The following is an 18489-nucleotide window of genomic DNA, read 5'->3' on the forward strand; positions in this document are numbered from 1 at the left end:
GCTTTTATGTATGGACATAATAACCTGTCAAGCGGAGCACTCATGCAGACGATTTGGGCGGAGACGGCGTTGTTGCCGACGGGCTGGGCCTGTGGCGTCGCTGTTGATCTTGATGCAATGGGTCGCATCCAAACCGTTGCCGAAAATGCGCCGGAACGCGGAATGCGGGTGCCGATGCTCTTGCCTGCGCCGGTCAACGTGCACAGCCATGCGTTTCAGAGGGCCATGGCGGGCCTCACAGAGCGGCGCGGCCCGGACCCGACCGACAGTTTCTGGACCTGGCGCCAGTTGATGTTCCGCTTCCTTGACCGTCTGACGCCCGAGCATATCGAGGCCATCACGGCGTTTGTGCAGATGGAAATGCTGGAGGCGGGCTACGGCGCGTCAGTGGAATTTCACTATCTGCACCACCAGCCCGGCGGCGCGCCCTACGACACTATCGCCGAGATGTCGGATCGGGTGATTGCCGCGTCCGGGCTTTCCGGCATGGGGCTGTGCCTCTTGCCGGTGCATTATCAATTTGGCGGCTGTGATCAGCGTGCGCTGACGATCGGGCAGGTCCGGTTTGGCAACGGGTTTGATCAGTTTCAGGTGCTGCATGCGGCGGCATCCACGACGATTGATGCAGCGGCCCCGGATGCCGCGATTGGCGTGGCGCCACATTCGCTGCGCGCTGTCGGGCGCGATGATCTGAAGCGCTACGCTGCGCATTTCCCGAGCGGACCCATCCACATGCATCTGGCCGAGCAGGTCGCGGAAGTGGAAGAGGTCCAGCAGGCCTGGGGCGCGCGCCCGGTGGACTGGGCGCTGGAGCATATGGGGCTGGACGGGCGCTGGTGCCTGATCCACTGCACCCAGATGACGCCCCAAGAGACCGGTGCACTCGCGCGTTCAGGTGCCGTGGCGGGCCTGTGCCCGATCACGGAAAGCAGCTTGGGTGATGGGATTTTTGACGGTGTGCGTTGGTTGGACAACGGCGGGGCCATCGCCATCGGGTCCGACAGCAACATCCGCATCTCGCTGAGCGAGGAGTTGCGCACGCTCGACTATTCGCAACGCCTGCGCGACAGGACACGCGCTGCCCTGGCCACGCCTGAAAAATCCACGGGCCGACGCTTGTTCGACGAGGTTTTGAAGGGTGGCGCGCAGGCCTCTGGCCGCCAGACCGGGCGCATTGAAGCCGGCGCGTGGGCAGACTTGCTCTGTCTTGATACAACATCCGAACATCTGTGGGGTCGCACGGGCGACACGGCTCTGGACACGTGGATATTTGCCGGGGATGACCGTCTTGTGACCGACGTCTGGTCGGCGGGCCGGCATATGGTCAGGGATGGCTTGCATATCCAGCGCGCGCGTATCACGGCAGATTACAAACGGGCAATGGACGCTTTGAGAGACGCGCTATGAACACTCAGACCTTTCGCAGCTGGCAGAGCGTTCAGGAGGAAGTCCTGCGGCGGATACATGCGCGCGAATGGTCGCCGGGTGATCTGATCCCCAACGAGGCTGATCTGGCGGCGGAGTTTGGCTGTGCGCGCTCGACCGTGAACCGCGCGCTGAGGTCTTTGGCGGAGAGCGGCCTGCTGGACCGCAGGCGCAAAGCAGGCACGCGGGTCGCCGCGGCACCGGTGGCCAAAGCGACGCTGAATATCGCCGTGATCCGACACGAGATTGAGGAAGGCGGCGCAAGCTATGGTTATTTCCTGATTGAACGGGCTTTTGTCGCGGCACCTGTGCAGGTCAGCGGCGCCATGAAGACGGGATCGGCGCAAAAACTGCTTCACCTGCGGGCGCTGCATCTCGCGGATGGCGCGCCTTATGCCTTCGAGGACCGGTGGATCAATACCGAGGTTGTCCCCGAGGCGGCCTCGGAAGGGTTTGACCGCGTCAGCGCAAACGAATGGCTGTTGAAACACGCGCCTTACACACATGGCGACATCGCTTTTTCCTCCGTCCAAGCTGGGCCAGAGGTTGCCGATATCCTCGGTGTGCCCACTCAGAGTGCGCTCTTCGCCATGGATCGGTTGACGTGGGACAATGCGGCATCCGTGACCAAGGTCCGCCTGTTGTTCGCGCCCGGCTATACCTTGCGCACACGGATTTGATCTGCCGGACCCGTCCACACCAATTGACTATTGGACGTGATGGCAGTGCGGGACACGAGCGCGCTCGGCAGACGCTGGGCACGCCGCCTAAAAACAAGCAGAGCAGAGGTTCTCACTGCAATGAAACACTCGCAAAATACGCTGTTGCGTAGACGTTGCTTCACAAGCGCGACCATTGACTGATCCACAGATCACGTTGGGCGCAGCGCCATCAATGCCGACAATACGAAGCACATGAATTGGTTTTTGGTATCGGCGCCCCGTCGGATCGTGCCAGAGGGTCTCAATCGGGGGCCGCTTGAGATCGGCTCGTAGAGAAAAGGACCGGACGGGCACATGCCCATCCGGTCCTTCAGGTTGCAAATGCTCAGGCTTTGGCGGCTGGCTTGGCGATGGCGTTGTAGAGAACGCCGCCAAGGACCGCCCCGATCACCCAGTTGAACCCGGACAGGACGGAGAACCACGGGATCCAGACTGTGGCGACCGAGAAAATTGCCGCCGCAGCAAAGGCCTTGACCGCGGCACCATTCCAGCCGTTGTTGTAGTGATAGATGCCGCCGTCCATGTTGTAGAGGTCCGCCTCGCTGAGCTCCTGATTGCGGTGGAGATAGTAATCCACAATCATGATCCCGAAGATCGGAGCCAGCACCGCGCCCAGAGTGTTCACGAACCCGCTGATCCCGACCTGGCTGATGAAGCTCACCCACAGACCGCCGATCACAAGGGCAAAGACCGATGTGATCAGGCCCGATGTGCGGAAGCTGAGTTTCTCCGGGGCCAGATTGGCAATGCCGTTCACGGCCGGGATGAAGTTTGCCACGAGGTTGATGCCCACGGTCGCGGCGAAGAAGGTGATGGCCGCGATGATGCCGAGCAACACGCTGTCTGTCCGCTCCACAATCTCGGTCGGGTTGATGATCTCTTCACCAAAGACCACTGCCGCGCCGCCGGTTGTCAGAAGCGCCAGCGCCGAGAACAGGATCATGTTGAACGGCAGGCCAAGCAGGTTGCCACGGATCATGGTCGGCTTGTCTTTGGCGTAGCGGGAGAAATCGCTGAAGTTGATCATGACGGCGGCGAAATAGGCCACCATGGTGCCAACGATGGCGACAAAGCCCTTCGCTTCGGTCCAGAAGGTGCCTTCAGGGTTCGCAAAGATTGTCGCGGTTGCTTCAAGCAATTGCCCGTCCGAGCGCTGCCACAGCACGATCACGAGTCCGATCATCACGAGATATACAAACGGCCCCGCGATGTTCAGGAAGGTTTCGACCCAGTTCATGCCGCGCCAGAAGATGATGATGTGGAACAACCACACGATCAGGAAGGAAATCCAGCCAACGGCCGTCAGCCCCAGATATTCCGTGCCACCGCTGGCGCCCGTGATCGAGTAGATCCGCAGCGCGAGCGCCGTGGAGGCGAAATAGACCTGCACGCCATACCAGAAGACGGCAACAATTGCGCGCAATATGGCGGGCAGCTTTGCGCCCTGCGTGCCGAGGCTGGCGCGCGCGACGACCGGGTAGGGGATGCCATATTTTTCGCCCGGCGCGCCGGAGAGATTTACCATCCACATCACGAAGAGGCCCGCGGTGATCAGAGCGGCAAAGGCAGTCCACCCTCCCACGCCAAAAGAGATGAAAAGCGAGGCCACCAGCGAATAGCCAAACAGCGATTGCACATCGTTGGCCCAGATATTGAAGATCGCAAACGACCCCCAGGTTTTTCGCCTGCACCGGCCGGATTGAGCGTGTTTCCATCCGCATCCATGGTGCCGCCGTGTGGCACGTGACTTGAAGCAATTGAAGCCATGGGCTGTCTCCTCGTCCCTCTTGATTGTCATCGGGCGGATTAGTGCGCCAAATGAAACCCGTGGTCTCATGAGAAATGTTTATGCATCCATAAGATGAATGCGTGCACAAGACTGGATGCGTGCAAGCGGGACGCGCGACGCCCTATTCGGCGATGTCTTCCGCCCAAAGCTCCGGCTTTTCCTCGATGAAGCGCTGCATCAAGGCGATGCAATCGGGATCATTCGCAACGATGACCTCAACGCCCTTGGAGCGTAGGAAGTCTTCATTGCCGCCAAAGTTCTGGTTTTCGCCAACCACAACGCGGGGGATCCCGAACTGGATGATCGTCCCGGTGCACATCATACAGGGGCTGAGCGAGGTATAAAGCGTTGTGTCGCGGTAGGTCTTCTGACGGCCCGCCTTGCGCAGCGCGTCCATCTCGCCATGGGCGATTGGGTCACCCTTCTGGACGCGCTGGTTGCGCCCCTGCGCTACGACCTCGCCACCACGGGCCAGAACCGACCCGATGGGGCAGCCGCCTTCGTCGAACCCGGCCTTGGCCTCGTCGTAAGCGATGCGCAGCAGGCGTGTGTCATCTGCATTCATGTCTGATCCCCCAGGATTGGGCCGTCGTAATAGGGCAGGCGTTCGACGCTTGGGTTCCAAGTGCCGTTCCGTTGTAGAAGGTCCATGTGATCGGCGATTTCGTCAAGGGTGGCAAACCAGACATCTTTGCTCTCTTGCGTCTTGGCGATCCAGGCTTCGACCTGTGCCCAACGGGCCAAACGGCCCGTGAGGAAGGGATGGATGATGAGCATGAAGAACCCGCCCGCTGCATATTGCGCGTCAAACTCCTCCCAGAAGCCCGCCAACCCCTGCGACGGCCCGCGGACAGGCATCATGTATCCGATTTCGTCGTAATGCGCGAAGGGCGGCCAATCGTCTGTGCCCCAATGCACCGGCATCTCGTAGAGCGCGCCGCCGGGGGCCTCCAGCTTGTAGGGGATGTCATCGGCCATCATGGAGCTGTCATAGCGCATGCCGTGCTCGATCATCAGATCGACGACTTCCTGTGTGATGTTATAGACCGGCGCGCGGTAGCCACGGGGCTTTTGCCCGCAGATCCTTTGATGCACCTCCAGCGTGCGTTCGAACCATTCGCGCTGAGCCCCGCGCGTCTTGATCGGGTCTTCGTGGAGATAGCCGTGATGGCCGATCTCATGGCCGTCCTTCAGGATCGCCTCAGCCACATCCGGGTAGGTCTCCAGACACCAGCCGGGGATGAAGAAGGATTGTTTCAGCCCCAAGCGGCGGTAGGTGTCGAGGATGCGGGGCAGGGCGACCATGGGCCCGTAGCGGCCCATCGAGATGGGATAGAGCCGGTCATGACTGTCCGCAGGCTTGGCAATATGGATCAGGCTGTCGGCATCCATGTCAAACGTGATGGCCACGGCACACTTCGCGCCGCCGGGCCAGGGAATGGGATTACGGATCACACTTTCAGCTTTCGTTCAGGACGTGTGCGCTTTGCGTATCCCACGACAGCCAGAGCTCATCGCCGGAATGCAGTTCGAACTTCGACAGCTCGCGCTCCTGCATCTGAACCTTGAATTCATGGCCCTGCGCATCCTCAAGGAAGAGCGTGACCATGGAGCCCACGAATTCCTCGGAGATGAGTTTGCAATGGGCCTTGTTGCCGCCCGCAGGCTCTTCCATTGCGATATGCACGAGGTCTGCGGAGATCACGAAGCTGGCGTCATGGCCCGGGGTCAGCTGCACGTCATTGGTCGGTACGGTGAATTCCCCCGACGCGGTGGTGATGCACGCGGTATCGCCGTCGACGGATTTGACTGTTCCTGCGAGAATGTTGTTGCGGCCCACGAATTCGGCCACGAACTGGTTGGCAGGCGCGCGGTAGATTTCCTTGGGCGTGCCGATCTGGCCGATCTCGCCCTTGCCCATGATGATCACGCGGTCGGCCATGGCGAAGGCTTCGGATTGGGAATGGGTCACATAGACGAATGTGATCCCTAACTCGCGTTGCAGGTCAGTCAGCACCGCCTGCATGCGGATGACCAGATGCGCATCGAGCGCGGAGAGCGGCTCGTCCAGCAGCAGGATCTGCGGCTCCATCACGAGGGACCGGGCCAGTGCCACGCGTTGCTTCTGGCCGCCCGACAGGGTCGAGATGTGGCGGTTCTTGAACTCGAGGATGCCCATCTTGTCGAGCCACTTGATGGCGCGTTCCTTGCGCTCCGCCTTGTCGATGCCGCGCATCTTGAGGCCAAACTCGACGTTTTCGCGCGCCGTCAGGAACGGGAAGAGCGCCAGCGATTGCCACACCAGTGGCGTGTCCCGCTCATGAGGCGCCACGTCATTCATTACGCGACCCTGCAGGCGGATTTCACCGACACTGGGCGCTTCCAGCCCGGCCAACATGCGCAAGGTCGTGGTCTTGCCGCAGCCCGAAGGACCCATGATGGCGAGAAACTCGCCCTCGCGAATTTCGAAATCGAGCTCTTTTACAGCGACAAAACTGCCGAAGTGCTTTTGTACCTTGTCAAAGACGACCAGCGGTTTGCTCATGGTTGCATACCCTTGATTTGGCGGCTGGCGAAGAAGAGCTGTGCCAGCACAACCAGCGTCATTGAGGTGAGGAACACAAATGTGCCGATGGCGTTGACCTGTGGGTCGATGTTGCCCTGCACGATTTCGAGAACCACCACGGGCAACGTGGAATTCAGGCCCGACACGAACCACGAGACGGCAAATTCATCGAAGGAGACCGCCGCCGTCAGAAACAGGCTCGAGAAGATTGCGGGCTTGCAAAACGGGATGATCACGTGGCGCATGGTCTGCCATTCCGATGCACCGAGGTTCCAGGAGGCGGATTCAAGATCCGGGTCCATCTGGTTGAGACGCAGGCGGATGACGGCCATGGCAAAGGGCGCGGTCAGCACACTGTGGGCGATGATGATCGAGTAGAGCTGCCCCGACATGCCGATCTTCGAGAGCCACGCAAGCATCGCCAAAGCCATGATGATCAGCGGGATCGTGGGCGGCAGCAGGATCAGCGCCAGATAGGGGCCCTTGAAGCGGAAGTTGTAGCGGAAATCAGAATAGGCCGTGCAGAAGCCAAGGAACGTCGCGATCAGCGCGGTCGAGACGGAGACGATCAGGCTGTTGCGCGCCGCTTTCCAGATATCCGGGTCTGCGAGGATCTTTTCGTACCATTCGGTTGAGAATTCGCCGAGCGGGATCGTCGGGAAGCGCTGCGAGTTGAACGAGAAGATCATGCTGAACACGATCGGCGCAAATACAAAAGCGAAGATCAGCAGGACATAGAGGCCCAGAATAAAGTTGAGAGAGCGGCTCTGTCTCATTTCGCGCCCTTTCCCTTGCGGTAGGCCAGCGCGATGCCGGTAAATGCGATGGCAAAGAGCGTGACCATCATCATGATCGCGACGACTGCGGCGCGCGGCCATTGCTGGCCGGATTTGGTGGTGTCCAAGATCAGGATCGGCAAGGTCGGCTCCTGCGATCCGCCAAGATAGAAGGGCGCCACGAAATCCCCGAAAGACAGGATGAAACAGAAAATCGCGGCAATGATCAGGCCGGTCTTGGAGAGCGGGATGATCACCTGCCAGATCGTGCGCAACGGGGAGCAGCCCAAGTTGCGGGCGGCCTCGATGAGGGTCTTGTCGATATTGGCCATGGTGACGGTTTGCAGGATCACGACCAGCGGCAGCGTGAGCGTCATGTAGCCCACCAGAGTGCCGAAATTGGTGTTGAGCATCGTGTAGGGGCCAAGGCCCACATAGCCCAGCACGGCATTGACGACGCCGCTTTCGGACAGGATCACGAACCATGAAAAGGTGCGCACCAGATAGCTGGTGAAAAACGGAATGATCAGCAGGAAGATGGCCCAGCGTCGCGTGCTCTCGGAGGCGCGGAAGGCGAGGGTGAAGGCGGCTGGAAAAGCGATGCACATCGCGCAGATGGTGGAGACGCTGGCGATGAAGATCGTGTACCAATAGCTGTCCCAGAAAAAGCCGCGTGTCAGCATCCGCGTCCAGTTCACGAACTCGAAGGCTTCTGTCATGCGGTAGTTCTTCACGAGGAAGAACGACATCGCGACCATGAACAGAACCGGCCCCACAAAGAAGAGCAGTTGCCAAAAGATGATCGGCAGGCGCCACGTCAGCGCATAGAGATTGGGGCGGCTGTTTGGATCGGAGGCCATGGGGCTTTCGCGCGGTCAGAGATTGAGGGGCGGCCCCGAGACCGCCCGCTCCTTTGAAATCAAGAGACTGGATCAGGCGCTTTTGTATTCGGACCAGAAGTCGTTCCAGTCCTCCAGCGATTGCTGCTGGGGGATGTTGCGATAGTGGATGCGGCCTTCGCGGATCAGGGTGATCGGATCCTGCGGATCGCCGTCGATCTGGTGCGAGCGTGTGGCCTCGGCCAGATCAGCCTCGATGAGTGCCGCGCGGCCTGCCTTGGTCACGCAAAAGCCGGGATAGGCCGCCATTTGCGCCGATTTCACCTGACCGGCAGGCGACATCATGTACTGGATGAACTTCTTGGCTTCTTCAGCTTTCTCGCTGCCCTTCCCGATGGAATAGCTCTCGGTGAACTGGATGCCGCCTTCTTTCGGGATGACGGACGCCACCGGCGCACCGTCTTTTTCGAGAACGCCGGTGATCCAATCGCCAATGCCGCACATCGCCTGCATCTCACCGTTCTTGAGGCCGTTGAATGTGCCGCCATAGTCGAAGAAACCACCGACCTGTTTGCGCAGGCTCATGGTCGTCTCCTGAACCTTGGCCCATTGGTCATCGTTGAGATCCCAAAGACCGGCGCCGTTGCCGTCATAGAGGCTCATCATGCCAAGCGACGGCAGGTGCCAGTCGAAATGCCCAACCTTGCCCTCAAGCTCGGGCTTCCAGAAACAGGCATAGCTTTCCGCTTCTTCTGCAGTCACGGAGTTCTTGTTGTAGGACACGCCCAGATGGCCGCCGCGCAGCATCATGGAATACATCTTGCCATCGACCCAATGGCCGGGGAACTGCGTGAAGTCCTCATGCAGCATATCATCGAGCGGATAGTCAGCCGGGTTCATCTCTTCGATGTAACCCGCGAGGTTCAACTGCTGAACGAACTCGGCGTCAGACAGGATCAGGTCGTAGGTACCGGGAGGGGATTGCGCGATCAGCGCCAGCATGTTGTCACCACCGGCATAGTACTTCGGCACGAACTTCACGTTGTTTGCAGCTTCGTACTCCGCAACCACGTCGGGCTCACCATGGCCATACCAGGCCAGCATGTTGATCTCGGTCGTCGAGGCCCAGGCGCGACTGACGAAAGGCGTCGTCAAAACCGCGGCACCCCCTGCTTTGAGCAACTGGCGGCGGTTCAGGCCAATGAGGGATGAGGTTGCGGTTGGTCTGTACATTTTTGTCTCCCGGTTGGTCGCCCTTTCCAACAAAAGAGCATCTTGAGGTTCCGTTGAATTCCAAGGTTCAATCGGATTTTTTAAGAATGCTATGGCAAAAGGCCAATTTTTGGAAATTTATCGTTGATATGCCCTCATAATAAGCGCTTATGCGTTAACTGTGCGGGATGAGCGCTGCTCAAGGGTTTTGATCATCGCATCCATGGCCGCGTAGCCGCCCGCGCCCAGCTGCGCCTGTCGCGCAAAAAGCCCGATGTGCAGCGGCGCGAGGACCGGCAGGCCGTCTTGCTCGGAGAAAATCCGCATCCCGCTTTGCACCGTCGGGGCGGTCAGACAAGACAGACCGAGGCCATCCTGCACGGCGCGTTGCAGCCCGCCAATACCGGGGCTTGAGAACGCAATCCGCCAGCTTTTGCCCGCAAGCTTCAAGGCGGCGGCCATACGGTCGCGGTACACACAGCCAAAGGGATGGGCAACGAGGGGGATCTCGGCCTCCCGGGGGATCTCGAACGCCGTCGCGCCCACCCAGGTCGGCTGCTCTTTCCAGTTGCGAAACAGAAACTGTTGATCATCGCCATCAAAGAGCGCAATGGCGATATCGATCTCATTGCTGCGCATGGCGGTGAGCAGGTTTTTGGACAGGTCACACCGGATTTCGATCTGAGTATCGGGGAATTTTCGGACAACATCCGTCACGCAGGCTTGCAGCGTGGTGACGGCGTAGTCCACGGGCAAGCCCACCCGCAATTTCGTGGCGGGATCGCGGCGCTCGAACTGAGCGATGGCGAGATCATTCAGGCGCAGGATTTGCCTTGCGTGGATAGCCAGCGCCTCGCCGCGTTCGGTGAGGGAAATTTCCTTGCCCTTGCGGGCAATCAACGGATAGCCAACGACCTCTTCGAGGCGTTTGACCTGCAAGCTGACGGCAGGTTGCGTGCGCCCCAGGATCTCTGCGGCACGCGTGAAACTGGCCACTTCGATCACCGTGATGAAGGTTCGCAAAAGCTCTGTGGAAAGGTTAACCGCGCCCATGGAGAAACATTAGGGCCGAAAATGACAGGTGGGCAACCATAATGTTGGGTTATGTATCTGCCGGACATTTGCCTGCCGGAGTAGTCTGCTGATGGCATTGCCCCACAAAACGTCACTCAAGGGGATACCACATCCCCTGGTTGCGCGGCGCCCGTCGAGGGGCACCGGCGGCGCGTTGTCATCAGTAGGACGGGATGTGGTTCTTTGCCAGAGCCATTATCCCGCCCCGCACGTCTTGCGCTAGCGACCCTGCGCTGTGGTCTGCCCCTAAACGGGGAAGGCCATCTCGGGTTTGTAGGTCTTGAAGCTTTCGAGATATTGCGCGTTGGCCTGACGTTGCCATTCAGTGCCGGGCTGGATCGCAGTCACGACCTTGTATTTTTCGCGATAGGATTTGGTATTGTCATTCTCTTCCATGACAATCGCGACCATGCCCGCGACCGTGCCCTTTTGTTGCTCGACCAGCTGGACCGCGCCATGCATCGTGCCGCCGGTTTCGACCCATTGATCCACCAGCAAAACACGCGTTCCGGGCGCGAAGGCGGGCAGGCGCATCTCCATCGATTGGGTCTGGCCCGAATAATTGGTCATGGATGCGCTGTCTGTGTCCACGCAGAGCTTGCCGGGCTTGCGAATGGGCAGAAATCCCTTGCCGATCCGCGCGGCAATGCCCGCGGCCAGCACGAAGCCCATCGCATCGAGCCCCGCGACGACGTCAATCTCATCGGCATCGAGATCAGCCACCAGATCATCGAGCAGATCGTGATAGGCGCGGCCGTTGATGTAGATCGAGGTCGGGTCAAGCCATGCAAACTTGTCGCCTTTGGTATTGGGCGCCATGAGCGAGAAATACCAACGATCGTCTCTGGGGCCTTTGTCCTGTGCCATGTCTGTCTCCCTTATCTCTGTGTTTGATCTATGAGGTGCGTGAGCCGCTCAGGATCGATATTGTAGAAATCGCCCTCGAAATTGATGCCCGTCGCGACCATGAAAAGATCTACCGCGTCTTTGTATTGCGCCGCGTTGTCGGGGGTGATGCCCGAGGCAAGGCCAAGCGCTGTCTCGCCGCAATGCGCGCGAAACGTATCGATCTTGCCAACATCCGCGGCATGGCCCGTCGCCACACCAGAGGTCACGACCACATCCATATAGCGCGTCGCGATCCGCGCGCTCTTGCCGTAGTGCGCAGGGTCCACCTCGCGCTGTTTCTTGAATGCCGTGCCACCGATGTAGAGCCCATCCCAGCCGCTGGATGTGCGAATCGCGGCAATCTCTTCGGCCTCCGGTTGGTCCTCTTCCGCGCGGCGCTCGTCCATGCGGGCATCATCGGCCCAATAGCCATCAACGCGGCAGCCCTCAGCTTGCAACTGGCCCAGAATGGGGAAGGCATACTTGCCCGTAACGGCGAGGAAATTGACCCCGAGCCAGATGTCCGGAAACGCCGCCCGCATCTCTTTGATGATCGGGACGAGCCTTTCCTTCTCAAAGTCGTGATTGATGAGGAAAACGCCACGGCAGCCGCCCGCGATCGCTGTTTTGATATTGCGGCCCGCCTGTTCGCTATCAAGGACATGAATGACAGGAAGAATGACGGGGCCAGATGTGCCAAAGGCGTTTTTGAAGTCGCGTCGATCCATCTCAGCTCTCGATCCCATTTCGTCCGGTGACGCTAACAGCCGAACTGAAATTTAGAAAATTTATTGTGTTAATCGGTGTATGCGGATTTTTTATGGATGCCGGCCCGGCGACAAGTCCGCAGATTATGACCTGCGTCGCACCGCTCTGCGCCACGGGAGATCAGCTGACCCATGGCAAGGTCTTGGCTTCCGTCACAAGGTGATCGACAAACAGGCGCAGCCGTGTGGATTGGAACCGGTTTGGCGGAAAGACAGCGTAGATCTCGCGATCCGGATCGGTTGAACAATCCGGCAAGACAGCGATCAGGCGCCCGCTGTTGAGGTGCTCGGCGACATAAAAGATCGGAAGCAGGACAATACCCAGCCCCTCCAGCGCCGCCTTGCACAGGATCTCGCCGGAATCCGCCTTGAAACTGCCCCGCAGCGAAACCTGGCCGGTGTCACTGGCGGCATCGCGATAACGCCATTCATGCGGACCTCGGTTTCCGGTGAATTCAAGGACGTTGTGTGCCGCGAGATCGTCGGGCCCGTGCGGCGTGCCATGGCGCTCGAGATAGGCCGGGCTGGCACAGAGCATGAGCGGGCAGGGCGCAAGTCGCCGCGCAATCAGCGAGGTGTCCTTGAGCGCGCCGATGCGGACCACAAGATCAAACCCTTCGCCCGCCACATCCACGAGACGGTCATCAAGGCTGACATCCAACTCGACCTCCGGGTAAGCGGCGGCAAAAGCGGCGATGGCATGGCCGAAATACTTGATGCCAAGGCTTTGGGGGAAACTGACTTTCAACGGCCCGCGGGGGCGCGATTTCAGCTCATTGATCTGGTTTTCGGCCTCGATGAGGTCTTCCAGCGCGCGCGATGCAATGTCGAAATAGACCACGCCTTCTTCCGTGGGGGAGACGATGCGGGTGGTGCGATTGAGCAATTTGACCCGCAGGTCCTGCTCGAGGTTCTGGATTTGCTTGGACACGGCAGAACTGGTGATGCCCAAAGTTCGCGCCGCGCCTGCGAAACTGCCTGCTTTTACAACAGCAATGAACACGCCAATACGCGAGATGTGGTCCATATCATTATCAACTAATTGGAATGAGTGATCTTCCTGATCTCAGGATTATCAATCTGGGCGACAAATGCAATATCCGCTTCAGACCAAACACACATCTGGAGAAAACCCATGACACAGCAAAACGAACTCACCTACGGCGCTTTCCTTATCCGCGTAACCTTGGGCGTTGTCCTTCTGGCCCACGGGCTTCTGAAGGTCCTCGTCTTCACGATCCCCGGGACGATTGGCTATTTCGAGAGCCTCGGCCTACCCGCCATGGCCGCCTATCTGGTGATCTTCGGTGAGCTTGCGGGCGGCACGGCTCTGATCCTCGGCCTTTACGCGCGCTTCGTGGCGGCGCTGTCCCTGCCGATCCTGATTGGCTCGGTCTGGGTCCATGCCGCCAACGGCTGGCTCTTCAGCGCGCCCAATGGCGGCTGGGAATTCCCGCTGGTTCTGGTGGCCATGGCTCTGGCCGTGACGCTTCAGGGTGGCGGAGCCTTTGCCCTGCGCAAACTGCCGGTTGTGGACGGTTTCGTGCCAACCGCGCTCAAGGCCTGACGCTCAAGACAACCACCCAACCCATCCGCAGGCTCCGCATTTTCGCGGGGTCTGCGTTCAGGAGAAGAGACATGACACATCATCAGCATATCACACCGCAGGACGCACTACAGCTGACGCGCCGCCCCGCCGATGCGCGTGGCGCGGCAGATTTCGGCTGGCTCAAATCCGCCCACAGCTTCAGCTTCGGCAATTACCACGACCCCGCCCATATGGGCTTTGGCAACCTGCGCGTGATCAACGACGACCTTGTCGATGGTGGCAAGGGCTTCGGCCAGCACCCGCACCGCAATGCGGAGATCTTCTCCTACGTTCTGGAAGGCGCGCTGGAGCATCGTGACAGTATGGGCAATGGCTCCGTCGTGGCCGCAGGCGGGGTGCAATATATGAGCGCAGGATCGGGCGTGACCCATTCCGAGTTCAACCCGTCCCAGACCGAGGCCATGCGCTTTCTGCAAGTCTGGCTACTGCCCGAAAAGCAGGATACCGCGCCGGCCTATGACGCCATTGACCTGACGCCGGAAGATAAGGACGGCAAGTTGAAACTCTTTCTGTCTCAAGACGGGCGCGATGGCTCCATGACCACGCAGGCTGATGCCAGTGTCTATGCCGCTACGCTGACCGGCGCGCAATCAATCGAGACTGCGCTTGCAGCAGGCCGCAAGGGTTGGGTGCAAGTGGCTGATGGCGCGCTGTCCGTGAACGGTGTCCGCCTGTCGAAGGGCGATGGGTTGGCGATTGAAGGCAGTGGCACGCTGACCTTTTCAGATGGCAAGGATGCGGAGTTTTTGTTCTTCGATCTCGCCGCCTGACCCTTGCCTATCCACGACAAAAGCCCGCCATCCTGTGATGGCGGGCTTTATCATGTCTGTTTGCCTTGGATCAGTCCAGAGCGGGGGCGGGGCGCAATGTGCCTGCGCAATCGCCAAAGCCAATCTTGTAACCGTCCCCTTTGGCTGCGCCGCGCAGGGTGAGCGTGTCACCGTCTTCAAGGAATGTGCGCGTCTCGCCCGTGTCCAGCGTCAGAGGCTCCTTGCCCGCCCAGCTGAGCTCCAGCAGACTGCCCCGGTTTTCCTTCTGCGGCCCGGAAATCGTGCCCGACCCCAGAAGATCGCCCACACGCATCGGGCATCCGCTGGTGGTGTGGTGGGTCAGCTGTTGCGCGGCGGAGTAGTACATCTCGTTATAGTTTGTGCGCGAGATGATCGTCTCTTTCTGACCTTCCGGGGCGAGACCGACCTCCAGATCGATGTCGTAGAGCATCGGGCCGGGTTCCGCGAGATAGGGCAGAAGCTCCTTTTCGCGCGGCGGGGTCGAGGTGCGGAAGGGCTCCAGCGCGGCCTTGGTCACGATCCATGGGCTGATCGTTGTTGCCGTCGCCTTGGCCTGGAAGGGCCCGAGCGGTTGATATTCCCAGGCCTGAATGTCGCGCGCGGACCAATCGTTGAGCAGCACATAGCCGAAGATCATGTCATCGGCCTCTTGCACGCTGACGCGACCTTTGGACGGCTTGCCGACGATAGCACCCATTTCGAGCTCCAGATCGAAGCGCTTGGAGGCTTCAAATACGGGCATATCCGCGTTGGGGGCTTTCAACTGCCCGTTGGGGCGGGTGACATCCGTACCACTGACCACGACCGACGACGCGCGGCCATTGTACCCGATGGGGATATGCAGCCAGTTGGGCGGCAGGGCGTTGGCCGGATCGCGGAAGAGGGAGCCCACGTTGAAGGCATGGTGGCGGCCTGCGTAGAAGTCTGTGAACTCAGTCACCGTGAAGGGCATCTCCAGCGTCGCATCGGCCATGGGAACCAGATGTGGCTCAAGGTCGTCGCGCTGCGCGGCACCCTCGGCCAGTGCCTCTGTCAGGTAGGCGCGAAAGCTGGACCAGACTTCGGCACCAAGGGCCATCAAATCGTTCCATGTACCGGCGTCAAAAACACCCTTTGCAGGCAGGTCGAGAAGGCCCGCATGTTCCAGCGCGGTCACGTCAAGGATGCGGTCGCCAATGGCAACGCCTGCATGCAGATCACCGCCAGCCGCGCGAAAGGCGCCATAGGGCAGGTTGTTCAGGGGAAAGTCGGTGTCGGGCGCATTGGCGCTTTCGACCCAAGAGCGGAGAAGCTGTGTCATTGGTTTTCCTTCAGTTCGCGTCTGGCTGGTTTTCAGGGCGCGCGGCGTCAAAGGCCGGCAGTTTCAAAGCGTGCTCTTCGATCTCAAGCAGCCGGGCAAAGTGCGTCATGTCAACGCCCCAGCGATGTGCGTTGTAAAGTTGGGCAACAAGGCAGATGTCGCAAAGGAGCGGGCTGTCCGAGAAGCTGTAGACGGGGCCCTCGGGCAGCAGTGCCTGATAGGCGTGCAAGCCCTCGCTCATCCAATGGCGCATCCATGCGATACCATCATCGTTGGGGAAGCCATGTTCGGATTTCAGACGCATGACGACTTTAAGGTTGTTCACGGGATGAACGTCGAGCGCCATGATCTGTGCCGCCGCTTGCACCTTGGCCCGCAGGATCGAGTCGTCTGGCAAGAGCGCGGGATCGGGGGCGATGTGATCCAGATAGTCGAGGATCGCCAGCGATTGCGTCAGCACCGTGCCGTCCTCCAGCACCAGTGCGGGCACGCCCTTGCTTGGGTTCTTCGCCACGTAGTCCGGTGCGCGCTGATCCCCAGCGACAAGGTCCACCGGGACTGTCTCGTAAGACAGCCCCTTGAGGTTCAGCGCGACCCGCACCCGGTAGGATGTGGTGGACCGCCAATAGGAATAGAGCGTCAGCATGCCGGTCACTTCTTGCCCGGCGTGCCGTCGAACTTCTTCTCCATGTCCGCCCAGCAGTCGATGTAATCGTCCTGCAACGGGGCCTCTTTGCCTGCGAACTGGGTCAGTTGCTGGGGGAAGCGGGTCTCGAACATGAAGGACATGGTGTTGTCGAGCTTGTCTGGGCCGAGGTTGGCGTTGGAGGCTTTCTCGAACGCTTCGCGGTCAGGGCCATGGGGCAGCATCATATTGTGCAGGCTCACACCTCCGGGCACGAAGCCCTGCGGTTTCGCATCATACTCGCCGTAAATGTTGCCCATCATCTCGGACATGATGTTCTTGTGATACCAGGGCGGGCGGAACGTATCCTCCATCACCATCCAGCGTTCGCGGAACAGCACGAAGTCGATATTCGCAGTGCCTGGCTTGCCCGAGGGGGCTGTCAGAACGGTGAAGATCGATGGATCGGGGTGGTCAAACAGGATCGCACCCACGGGGCAATAGTTGCGCAGGTCGTATTTATAGGGCGCGTAATTCCCGTGCCAGGCCACCACGTCCAGCGGGCCTTGGCCGATCTTGGTCTCATGGAACTGGCCGCACCATTTGACCGTCAGAGTCGAGGGCACTTCGCGGTCCTCATAGGCCGCAACAGGAGCCTTGAAGTCGCGCGGGTTGGCCATGCAGTTGGCCCCGATGGGCCCGCGGCCCGGAAGCTCGAACTTCTGACCATAGTTTTCGCAGACAAATCCACGCGCAGGCCCTTCCAGTACCTCGACCCGGTGGACCAGCCCACGCGGGATGATCGCGATTTCCTTGGGTTCAAGGTCGATGATGCCCAGCTCGGTGGCAAAACGCAGGCGGCCTACTTGTGGGACGACAAGCAACTCGCTGTCGGCCGAGAAGAAGTATTCATCCTTCATGGAGTCGGTGACCAGATACACGTGGGAGGCCATGCCGACTTGCGTGTTCACATCGCCCGCCGTGGTCATGGTGCGCATGCCGGTCAGCCAAGTGAGCGGCGCGTCGGTATGCGGCACCGGATCCCAACGATACTGGCCCAATGACGTCACGTCTGGATGGATATCGGGGGCAGAGCGCCAGTAGGGAAGGTCGATTTTCTCATAGCGGTGGGAGTGCTTGACCGAGGGGCGGATGCGGTAGCACCATGTCCGCTCGGGGCGCACATCGGTGAAGGCCGTGCCGGAGAGCTGCTCGCCGTAAAGCCCGTAGTTGCATTTCTGAGGCGAGTTCATGCCCTGAGGCAGCGCTCCGGGAAGGGCCTCTGTCTCAAAATCGTTGCCAAAACCGGGCATGTAGCCAGGATTCGTCAAGCCACCGTCGGCCTGAACCATGAGGCTGATATCTAGGTCTTTCATGCGCTTTTTCTCATTTGGTGCTGTCGGTTTGCAGCCGAAGCCGACTTTGACCAAGTCTAGCTTGGACAGGCGATAACCGACCGGGCGGAAATTCGTTTCACTTGCAACGATTATCATTTTGTGAGAGAGTGAGTCAAGATCGTTTCATATGCAACGAAATGCGGGAGGCTGATTCACATGATGTCAGACAATTTCAATCTGTCAGACTTTCTGCCTTACAAACTGTCGGTTCTGTCCTCGCGAACCACCAAGATGTTGTCGAAAGTCTATTGCGAAAAATATGGGCTCTCGACGCCGGAATGGCGGGTGCTGGTGCATGTCGCCCGTCGTGAAAAAATGTCGGTTCGCGAAATTCATGACAGCGTTTATCTTGAAAAACCTGCCGTCAGCCGCGCCGTTGCCAAGCTCGAAAAATCTGGATTTCTGAGGAAAACGACCTGCGAGGCGGACCACCGGTTGGTTGAAATCGAACTGACAGCCGCAGGGCTCGACCTATTCAACCGGATTGTGCCCGAGGCGCTCTCGTTTGAGACGGCGATTTTGAGCGCTTTCACACCTGAGGAATTGGATCAAATGCATGTCTTGATGGAACGGCTCCATGACGTGCTAGACAGTCTGCCGGATGCCACGCGCCGACCGCAAATGGACGAGGCTGCGCAATCCATGCGTTCGAAAGAAGCGCGCGAGAGCGACGCGAAGAGCTGAACACGCGACACGACAGAGGACACGA

General features: G+C 59.6%; 18 protein-coding genes and 1 pseudogene. 5 read left to right on the forward strand and 14 right to left on the reverse strand.

Annotation, left to right across the window (positions count from 1 at the left end):
* The first annotated feature begins 42 nt into the window (after positions 1-42).
* Positions 43-1407, forward strand: coding sequence for a formimidoylglutamate deiminase (locus ACP15S_RS06070; RefSeq protein ID WP_425038678.1), 1365 nt, complete (start codon positions 43-45; stop codon positions 1405-1407).
* The gene (locus tag ACP15S_RS06075) at positions 1404-2105 is read left to right on the forward strand and encodes a GntR family transcriptional regulator (RefSeq protein ID WP_425038679.1); all 702 of its coding nucleotides are present in this window, start codon (positions 1404-1406) and stop codon (positions 2103-2105) included. Before ACP15S_RS06070 ends, ACP15S_RS06075 begins: the two co-directional genes overlap by 4 nt.
* A gap of 367 nt (positions 2106-2472) precedes the next feature.
* Here the strand turns inward: ACP15S_RS06075 and ACP15S_RS06080 are convergent.
* From ACP15S_RS06080 to ACP15S_RS06130, 11 genes and pseudogenes are all read right to left on the reverse strand, one after another.
* A pseudogene (locus ACP15S_RS06080) lies at positions 2473-3872 on the reverse strand (NCS1 family nucleobase:cation symporter-1).
* A gap of 185 nt (positions 3873-4057) precedes the next feature.
* Positions 4058-4501, reverse strand: coding sequence for a nucleoside deaminase (locus tag ACP15S_RS06085; protein WP_425038680.1), 444 nt, complete (start codon positions 4499-4501; stop codon positions 4058-4060).
* Positions 4498-5391 carry a polysaccharide deacetylase family protein gene (locus ACP15S_RS06090; RefSeq protein WP_425038681.1) on the reverse strand — a complete coding sequence of 298 codons (894 nt, stop codon included), beginning with the start codon at positions 5389-5391 and terminating at the stop codon, positions 4498-4500. The genes ACP15S_RS06085 and ACP15S_RS06090 overlap by 4 nt, the downstream gene beginning before the upstream one ends.
* A gap of 4 nt (positions 5392-5395) precedes the next feature.
* Positions 5396-6481: an ABC transporter ATP-binding protein gene (locus tag ACP15S_RS06095; protein WP_425038682.1), complete on the reverse strand. Its 1086-nt coding sequence runs from the start codon at positions 6479-6481 to the stop codon at positions 5396-5398.
* Positions 6478-7278, reverse strand: a complete 801-nt coding sequence (locus tag ACP15S_RS06100; protein WP_425038683.1) for an ABC transporter permease — start codon at positions 7276-7278, stop codon at positions 6478-6480. Before ACP15S_RS06100 ends, ACP15S_RS06095 begins: the two co-directional genes overlap by 4 nt.
* Positions 7275-8138, reverse strand: coding sequence for an ABC transporter permease (locus ACP15S_RS06105; protein ID WP_425038684.1), 864 nt, complete (start codon positions 8136-8138; stop codon positions 7275-7277). The genes ACP15S_RS06100 and ACP15S_RS06105 overlap by 4 nt, the downstream gene beginning before the upstream one ends.
* Positions 8139-8210: 72 nt before the next feature.
* Positions 8211-9350 (reverse strand): ABC transporter substrate-binding protein, encoded by a 1140-nt coding sequence (locus ACP15S_RS06110; RefSeq protein ID WP_425038685.1) that lies wholly within the window; start codon positions 9348-9350, stop codon positions 8211-8213.
* Between the two features lie 147 nt (positions 9351-9497).
* Positions 9498-10382, reverse strand: a complete 885-nt coding sequence (locus tag ACP15S_RS06115) for a LysR family transcriptional regulator (RefSeq protein ID WP_425038686.1) — start codon at positions 10380-10382, stop codon at positions 9498-9500.
* A 267-nt stretch (positions 10383-10649) separates the two neighbouring features.
* Positions 10650-11270, reverse strand: coding sequence for a phosphoribosyltransferase family protein (locus tag ACP15S_RS06120; RefSeq protein WP_425038687.1), 621 nt, complete (start codon positions 11268-11270; stop codon positions 10650-10652).
* A gap of 11 nt (positions 11271-11281) precedes the next feature.
* Positions 11282-12019: an adenine phosphoribosyltransferase gene (locus ACP15S_RS06125; protein ID WP_425038688.1), complete on the reverse strand. Its 738-nt coding sequence runs from the start codon at positions 12017-12019 to the stop codon at positions 11282-11284.
* A gap of 160 nt (positions 12020-12179) precedes the next feature.
* The gene (locus ACP15S_RS06130; protein ID WP_425038689.1) at positions 12180-13085 is read right to left on the reverse strand and encodes a LysR family transcriptional regulator; all 906 of its coding nucleotides are present in this window, start codon (positions 13083-13085) and stop codon (positions 12180-12182) included.
* A gap of 108 nt (positions 13086-13193) precedes the next feature.
* On the opposite strand from ACP15S_RS06130, the gene ACP15S_RS06135 reads away from it, so the two are divergent.
* Complete coding sequence (locus ACP15S_RS06135; protein WP_425038690.1) at positions 13194-13625, forward strand: DoxX family protein; 432 nt, start codon at positions 13194-13196, stop codon at positions 13623-13625.
* A gap of 71 nt (positions 13626-13696) precedes the next feature.
* Positions 13697-14437 carry a pirin family protein gene (locus ACP15S_RS06140; protein ID WP_425038691.1) on the forward strand — a complete coding sequence of 247 codons (741 nt, stop codon included), beginning with the start codon at positions 13697-13699 and terminating at the stop codon, positions 14435-14437.
* A gap of 70 nt (positions 14438-14507) precedes the next feature.
* On the opposite strand, the gene fahA is transcribed toward ACP15S_RS06140, so the two are convergent.
* The 3 genes from fahA to hmgA are packed head-to-tail and all read right to left on the reverse strand — an operon-like array spanning position 14508 to position 17759.
* Positions 14508-15758, reverse strand: coding sequence for a fumarylacetoacetase (fahA, locus tag ACP15S_RS06145; protein ID WP_425038692.1), 1251 nt, complete (start codon positions 15756-15758; stop codon positions 14508-14510).
* 10 nt (positions 15759-15768) lie between these two features.
* Positions 15769-16404, reverse strand: coding sequence for a maleylacetoacetate isomerase (gene maiA, locus ACP15S_RS06150; protein ID WP_425038693.1), 636 nt, complete (start codon positions 16402-16404; stop codon positions 15769-15771).
* 5 nt (positions 16405-16409) lie between these two features.
* On the reverse strand, positions 16410-17759 hold the full coding sequence (gene hmgA, locus ACP15S_RS06155) for a homogentisate 1,2-dioxygenase (protein ID WP_425038694.1): 1350 nt from the start codon (positions 17757-17759) through the stop codon (positions 16410-16412).
* 177 nt (positions 17760-17936) lie between these two features.
* Between hmgA and ACP15S_RS06160 the strand changes: the two genes are divergently transcribed.
* Positions 17937-18464: a MarR family winged helix-turn-helix transcriptional regulator gene (locus ACP15S_RS06160; RefSeq protein WP_425038695.1), complete on the forward strand. Its 528-nt coding sequence runs from the start codon at positions 17937-17939 to the stop codon at positions 18462-18464.
* Positions 18465-18489: the final 25 nt, after the last annotated feature.

It is taken from the genome of Primorskyibacter sp. S187A (assembly GCF_049800955.1).
GTDB lineage: Bacteria > Pseudomonadota > Alphaproteobacteria > Rhodobacterales > Rhodobacteraceae > JAKVBH01.

Excerpts from the sequence above, each read along its gene's own strand:
- ACP15S_RS06070 (WP_425038678.1), top strand. The coding sequence starts at position 43 with ATGCAGACGATTTGGGCGGAGACGGCGTTGTTGCCGACGGGCTGGGCC.
- ACP15S_RS06075 (WP_425038679.1), top strand. The coding sequence starts at position 1,404 with ATGAACACTCAGACCTTTCGCAGCTGGCAGAGCGTTCAGGAGGAAGTC.
- ACP15S_RS06085 (WP_425038680.1), bottom strand. The coding sequence starts at position 4,501 with ATGAATGCAGATGACACACGCCTGCTGCGCATCGCTTACGACGAGGCC.
- ACP15S_RS06095 (WP_425038682.1), bottom strand. The coding sequence starts at position 6,481 with ATGAGCAAACCGCTGGTCGTCTTTGACAAGGTACAAAAGCACTTCGGC.
- ACP15S_RS06100 (WP_425038683.1), bottom strand. The coding sequence starts at position 7,278 with ATGAGACAGAGCCGCTCTCTCAACTTTATTCTGGGCCTCTATGTCCTG.
- ACP15S_RS06105 (WP_425038684.1), bottom strand. The coding sequence starts at position 8,138 with ATGGCCTCCGATCCAAACAGCCGCCCCAATCTCTATGCGCTGACGTGG.
- ACP15S_RS06110 (WP_425038685.1), bottom strand. The coding sequence starts at position 9,350 with ATGTACAGACCAACCGCAACCTCATCCCTCATTGGCCTGAACCGCCGC.
- ACP15S_RS06115 (WP_425038686.1), bottom strand. The coding sequence starts at position 10,382 with ATGGGCGCGGTTAACCTTTCCACAGAGCTTTTGCGAACCTTCATCACG.
- ACP15S_RS06120 (WP_425038687.1), bottom strand. The coding sequence starts at position 11,270 with ATGGCACAGGACAAAGGCCCCAGAGACGATCGTTGGTATTTCTCGCTC.
- ACP15S_RS06125 (WP_425038688.1), bottom strand. The coding sequence starts at position 12,019 with ATGGATCGACGCGACTTCAAAAACGCCTTTGGCACATCTGGCCCCGTC.
- ACP15S_RS06130 (WP_425038689.1), bottom strand. The coding sequence starts at position 13,085 with ATGGACCACATCTCGCGTATTGGCGTGTTCATTGCTGTTGTAAAAGCA.
- ACP15S_RS06135 (WP_425038690.1), top strand. The coding sequence starts at position 13,194 with ATGACACAGCAAAACGAACTCACCTACGGCGCTTTCCTTATCCGCGTA.
- ACP15S_RS06140 (WP_425038691.1), top strand. The coding sequence starts at position 13,697 with ATGACACATCATCAGCATATCACACCGCAGGACGCACTACAGCTGACG.
- fahA (WP_425038692.1), bottom strand. The coding sequence starts at position 15,758 with ATGACACAGCTTCTCCGCTCTTGGGTCGAAAGCGCCAATGCGCCCGAC.
- maiA (WP_425038693.1), bottom strand. The coding sequence starts at position 16,404 with ATGCTGACGCTCTATTCCTATTGGCGGTCCACCACATCCTACCGGGTG.
- hmgA (WP_425038694.1), bottom strand. The coding sequence starts at position 17,759 with ATGAAAGACCTAGATATCAGCCTCATGGTTCAGGCCGACGGTGGCTTG.
- ACP15S_RS06160 (WP_425038695.1), top strand. The coding sequence starts at position 17,937 with ATGATGTCAGACAATTTCAATCTGTCAGACTTTCTGCCTTACAAACTG.